General features: G+C 71.6%; 4 protein-coding genes. 2 read left to right on the plus strand and 2 right to left on the minus strand.

The genetic code is table 11. From position 1 onward, the window contains the following. Positions 1-143: 143 nt before the first annotated feature. Both QCD68_RS16910 and QCD68_RS16915 read right to left on the minus strand, forming a co-directional pair. On the minus strand, positions 144-380 hold the full coding sequence (locus QCD68_RS16910; RefSeq protein WP_301223860.1) for a hypothetical protein: 237 nt from the start codon (positions 378-380) through the stop codon (positions 144-146). A 286-nt stretch (positions 381-666) separates the two neighbouring features. After that, on the minus strand, positions 667-1,287 hold the full coding sequence (locus QCD68_RS16915) for a TetR/AcrR family transcriptional regulator (RefSeq protein ID WP_301223861.1): 621 nt from the start codon (positions 1,285-1,287) through the stop codon (positions 667-669). A gap of 90 nt (positions 1,288-1,377) precedes the next feature. On the opposite strand from QCD68_RS16915, the gene QCD68_RS16920 reads away from it, so the two are divergent. Together QCD68_RS16920 and QCD68_RS16925 are read left to right on the plus strand one after the other, a co-directional pair. Further along, positions 1,378-2,937 carry an FAD-dependent oxidoreductase gene (locus QCD68_RS16920; protein WP_301223862.1) on the plus strand — a complete coding sequence of 520 codons (1,560 nt, stop codon included), beginning with the start codon at positions 1,378-1,380 and terminating at the stop codon, positions 2,935-2,937. A 123-nt stretch (positions 2,938-3,060) separates the two neighbouring features. After that, complete coding sequence (locus tag QCD68_RS16925) at positions 3,061-3,684, plus strand: MFS transporter (protein ID WP_301223863.1); 624 nt, start codon at positions 3,061-3,063, stop codon at positions 3,682-3,684. Positions 3,685-3,844 lie beyond the last annotated feature (160 nt).

Below are 3,844 nucleotides of genomic sequence, written 5' to 3' on the forward strand. Positions count from 1 at the left end.
CGGGGGGGGCCGGCCCCCCCGCGGGGGGCGGCGCCCGGCGGGGCCCGGGCGGGGGGGGGGGGGGGGGCGGGGGGGCCCCCCGCCCCCCCCCGCCTCCAGTCAGGCACACGGTCGCGGACACGCCGAGGCGATGCCGCCACCGCTCACCTGACGGCGATGAGCCGGAGCGTGTAGCCGTCGGGGACCGTCTGGTGCTCGACGTAGTGCATGAACACCGGCGCCGCCTGGTCGGCGGTGAACAGCTCCGCCGGGTGCCGCGGCTCGTGAGCAGCCTGCACGTCGATGGTCTCAGTGAGCGGTTCCCCGAGGTCGTGGTCGCGGCCGACGATGTAGAACCGGTACTCGCCGTCGTCCTCACGGCGGCGGAGCTCGACGCTCATCTTCTCCGCGGTGCCGCCGGCCTGCAGGTACGAGCCGCCGTATACGGGAGAGATGCAGCCGGAACAGCGGCGGATGCGACGCCGCCTACTTCTTCTGTCTTCCACGACGAAGTGCAGGACTGGGGCGTTGCCGCACACTCGAACGTCGCGGGGTCGCGGGGTCGCGGGGTCGCGGGGTCGCGGGGTCGCAGGGTCGCAGGGTCGCAGGGTCGCGGGGTCGCGCCCGAGCGCGCAAGATCGTCGCCCGGCGCAGCAGCCTGACGCTGAGTGGACTGCAGCGACCAGCTCACGAAGCCGCGCGCTCGGCACCGTACGCACGGACGAAGGCGTCCACGCCGTCGACGAAGACCGCGTCGACGGCGGCGGCGTCGAGTTCCGGTGCGTTCAGTGCGAGGAGGAACGTCAGCGCGGTGAAGTGCTCGGAAGCCCGACGCGGGTTCGCCGCCCGGATCACTCCGGCTTCGGCGAGATCCCTGAACCGGGCCGCGATGACCCGCTCGGGGTCATGTGCCAGATCCGTCCCGGACGCGGGGACCATGCGACCCGACTCGAGGAGCATCCTCACCACGGCGTAGTCGGACGACTGCAGCGTCTGGGTGGCGATCCGCCGCGTGAACGCCAGGAGCGCGGTGGTGAGATCGCGATCAAGCCGGAGCTCCTGGTCAGCAGCTTCCTCGACGGACGACATCAACGCCCCGGACGCCTGCTCCACGACGCTGGCGAACAGGCCGTCCTTGTCCGCGAAGTGGTCGTAGACCGTCCGCTTGGAGACGCCCGCCTGCGCGGCGACGGCATCGACGGACGTGCGGTCGTAGCCGTCCACCAGGAAGCGGTCCCGGGCAGCGTCGAGCATCGCCGCCCGCTTCCGTTCGGAGCTCGGGCGGAGAGCACGGGTGGGAACGGACATACCCCGACTGTAGCCATCGAGTTTTGGAACTACACGGTGTAGTGTGAAAACTCATGCACAACCCCGTGCTCCGAACCGGAAGGCAGTGTCATGCCTCGCACCACCCTCATCACCCCGACCCCGAGCCCGACCACCATGACGGACGTCGTGATCATCGGCGCCGGCCCCACGGGGCTCACGCTCGCCTGCGACCTCGCCCGGCGCGGAACCCGTGTCCGCGTCATCGAGCGGTTCGACGTCCCGAGCGTCGCCTCGCGCGGGAAGGGCCTGCAACCACGGAGCCTCGAGGTGTTCGACGACCTCGGCGTCGCCGACGAGGTCCTGACGCGTGGCGTCACGAAGCTGCCGGTCCGCATGATCACCGACGACGGCACGGTGATCGACCGCGCACCCATCACCGTCCCGGTGTCCGACCCGACCACGACCGCGTACCCGGAGTCCCTCTGGATCAGCGAGTTCGACGTCGAGGGCCCGCTCCGGGACCGTCTGGCACTCGATGGCGTCCACGTCGAGTTCGGCACCGCCGCCACCGGCATCGACCAACAGGCCGACTTCGTGGGCGTGCTGGTCGACGGACCGGTCGGCCCGGAGACGATCCGCGCTCGATGGGTCGTCGGCGCCGACGGAGGCAGGAGCACGGTCCGTCATGCGCTCGGCGTGGTGTTCGACGGGTTCACGATGCACGATCGCTGGTACCTCGGCGACGTCCGTCTCGAAGGACTCGACCACGGGCGGCAGTACATCCTGCCGACCAGCGACGGCATGATCGGGCTCACCCCGCTCCCCACGACGGACCTCTGGCAGTGGCAGTCGACGACCGAGGCCGGCGACGACGCGGAACCGCCGTCGCTCGAGCTGTACCAGCAGCTGCTCGACGACCACCTCGGGAAGGACCGGGTGACCCTGAAGGAAGCAACCTGGCTCTCGCTCTACCGCGCCAACGTCCGTCTCGCGGACCGGTACCGCGTCGGGCGTGTGTTCCTGGCCGGCGATGCAGCCCACGCGCACTCGCCGGCGGGAGGGCAGGGCATGAACACCGGGATCCAGGACAGCTGGAACCTCGGGTGGAAGCTCGCCGCAGTCGTCCAGGGCGCGGACCCCGTCCTCCTCCACACGTACGAGCTGGAGCGCCGACCGATCGCCGCCTCCGTCCTCGAGATGAGCACCGACAAGATGCACACGTTCCGCGCCGGCGCGACCGGTGGCGCGGAAGGAGTCGACCGCGGACTCGACGGCATGGGCGGCGACGACACGACCGGACTGTCCCTGCGCTACGCCCCGAACACCCTGTCCCTCGACGACCAGCCCGCCGTCCGCGCACCGTACGCAACGGGTCTCCGGGGTCTCGGCTTCGCCGGATCGACCTTCGACCTCCTCCGCGGCCCCCACTGGACGGTCTTCGTGTTCTCCGACGACCCCGAAGACATGCGAGCGCTCGAAGCCGCGCCTGCAGACGTCCACGTCCACCGGATCGGCGCCGGAGCGATCGAGGACTCCCGAGGCCATGCTGCAACCCGGTACACGCCGGCGCACGACGCCGTCGTGCTCATCCGCCCGGACGGCTACATCGCCGCCCGCCGTCCCGTCTCCGCAGCCGCCGACATCCTCGCGCACGTCCGCAGCGTCGTGGCGGAGGTCGCACCCGCTTGAGTCCACACTCCGGTGTGCGTATCTGCCCTGATGCGGTGACCCACACACGGATGGTCGCGTGGACCCATGGAACGAGATCCCGAATCCTCGGTAAGTGCAGTCACTCCGACTGCCGCGAGGGCCATGTACCGCTCCTGGCTCGTCGCGCCTGCGGTGGTCACCCGCCTCCGGCGATCAAGCGCCGCACTGTCGATCACCGCGCTCTTCTCCTCGAGCGCGATCTGCACCTACGCAGCCTTCGCCTGGCTGCCCGAGATCCTGCAGGACGTCGCCGGATCGACACCGACCGAGGCGGGCGTGCTCCTCGCCGTCACCGGCGTGATCAGTGTCCCCGGCGCGCTGATCGCTCCCCTGCTCGTGCTTCGGCTCCGCAACGTCGGCTGGCTGATCGCCGTCGGCGTCCTGAGCTTCGCATTCGGGTACCTCGGCCTGCTGCTCGCACCGGCGCCACTCACCCTGCTCTGGGTGCTCCTGATCGGCTGCGGCTCAATCCTGTTCCCCGTCTGCCTCGTGCTCATCAACGTCCGCACCCGCACACACGGCGGAACCGTGGCGTTGAGCGGATTCGCCCAGGGCACGGCGTACGCACTCGGCGCACTCGGCCCGCTGCTCGTCGGGCTGCTCCACGACGCCAGCGGAGGCTGGACGCTGCCGCTGCTCTTCCTCCTCGCCGTCACGCTCGCGGCAGCGATCCCGGCGGTCACACTCGGCCGTCCGACGTTCGTCGAGGACGAGCTCGGCCGATGAGGGCGCCGCTCCATCTGGCCAGCCTGGAGGGGGGGGGGGGGGGGGGGGCGCCCGCGGGGGAGGGGGCCCGGGGGGGGGGGGGGGGGGGGGGGCGCGCCCCCCCCCCCCCCGGGGGGGGGGGGGGCGGCGGGGGCCCCCCGGGGGGGGGGGGGGGGGGGGG

This window comes from Curtobacterium sp. PsM8 (assembly GCF_030433875.1).
Taxonomy (GTDB): Bacteria; Actinomycetota; Actinomycetes; order Actinomycetales; family Microbacteriaceae; genus Curtobacterium.